This is a genomic window from Novosphingobium sp. AAP93 (assembly GCF_001296055.1).
Classification (GTDB): domain Bacteria; phylum Pseudomonadota; class Alphaproteobacteria; order Sphingomonadales; family Sphingomonadaceae; genus Novosphingobium.
This window is the reverse complement of the sequence record NZ_LJHZ01000148.1, coordinates 1-1341: the sequence shown is the minus strand read 5'-3', so window position 1 is coordinate 1341 and position 1341 is coordinate 1. Positions and strand designations below refer to the sequence as shown.

At 60.4% G+C, this 1341-nt stretch carries 1 protein-coding gene; it reads left to right on the top strand.

The window, feature by feature from the left end:
- Nucleotides 1-61 precede the first annotated feature (61 nt).
- Complete coding sequence (locus IP83_RS19395) at nt 62-1078, top strand: acyltransferase (protein WP_231625142.1); 1017 nt, start codon at nt 62-64, stop codon at nt 1076-1078.
- Nucleotides 1079-1341: the final 263 nt, after the last annotated feature.

Below are 1341 nucleotides of genomic sequence, written 5' to 3'. Positions count from 1 at the left end.
GAAGCAGTGAATCAGGTCAGCCCGCCGAGCGCCAGAGTTTTTCGAACCGTCCAGCTTGGTCGTGCTTGACCATGCGTTCGATTCGCTGGTGCGCTACGGCGGGCTTTCCAGCCAGTTCAGCCCCCTGTTCTGGCACTTGGGCGACCTGGGTGTCAGCGTGTTCTTCGTGATTAGCGGGTTCATCATGATGTTCACCGCCGGCGGGGACTTTGCCCGGCCCGGCGCGCTGGGCACGTTCCTGGCCAAGCGGTTGATCCGCATTGTGCCGCTCTACTGGCTAGCGACGCTCCTGATGTTCGCGATGTCGGGCGGTTGGAAACGCGGTGCGATCGGCTTTTCCGAGCTGGCCATGTCCTTTCTGTTCATCCCCTATCGCGGGACCAACAGCGGGCTGATCCAGCCCGTGCTCGGGCAGGGCTGGACGCTCAACTACGAAATGTTCTTCTACGTGATCTTCGCGCTGGCCCTGCTGTTCAAGGACCGGATCGGCATCGCGCTGATGGCGATGTTTTTCATCGGCCTGCCCGCGGTGGCGCTGGCGACGAATGTTTCCGGGGTGCATTGTGGGACCGCAGCGGTGTTCTACGACAATCCGATCATGCTGCTGTTTCTGTCAGGCGTGCTGGTGGGATGGTTCTATCGTCAGCGCCCGGACGCCCTGCGCCTAGGCTATCCGTTCTTGCTGATTGGGGCGATTCTGGCGACAGACGTGATCGCGGCTGCAGCAATGGGCAGTGCGGTGGCAAGCCCGGTCTTCGTGACGGCGAGCCGGGTGCTGTGCGTGGCGACGGTAATCGTCAGCGTGTTTGCGACAAACGTCACCGAAGGCGCCGTCGAGCGGCTGTCAGAAATTGTCGGCGATGCCTCTTACAGCACCTACCTGTTCCACACGTTCGTGCTGGCGGTGATGAATCGCACGGTGCCCACCGATGGCGCGGTGCATGGCACGATCTTTGTTGTGCTGGCGGTGATCGGTGCAAATCTGGTTGGTCATCTATGCTTCCGCCTGCTCGAAAGACCGCTGAACCAGATACTCAGACCAGTCTTCGTGTTGCGATCGGCGCGGCCCTCTGCGTGAAGTTCACGGGCTCCTGACTGACGCGTAAGGCTGCACCCGGCCGCGGTGGAAACCGGCATTGCGGTAAACGTGCGCCAATATGGTGAGGTTAAATTTTTACCAATTTGGGACTTTTCTGCAACCCTGCCCCTGTAATTGGACATGACGCGCGGCAGAGTAGCAGCATCGGTCGGGCACTTCCATCACAGCCCTGACCGGTCGCGCCTACCTAATGAGACCTGTTCGCGGTTGGGCGTGGACAGGGTCGTTGATTGCTGATTCTA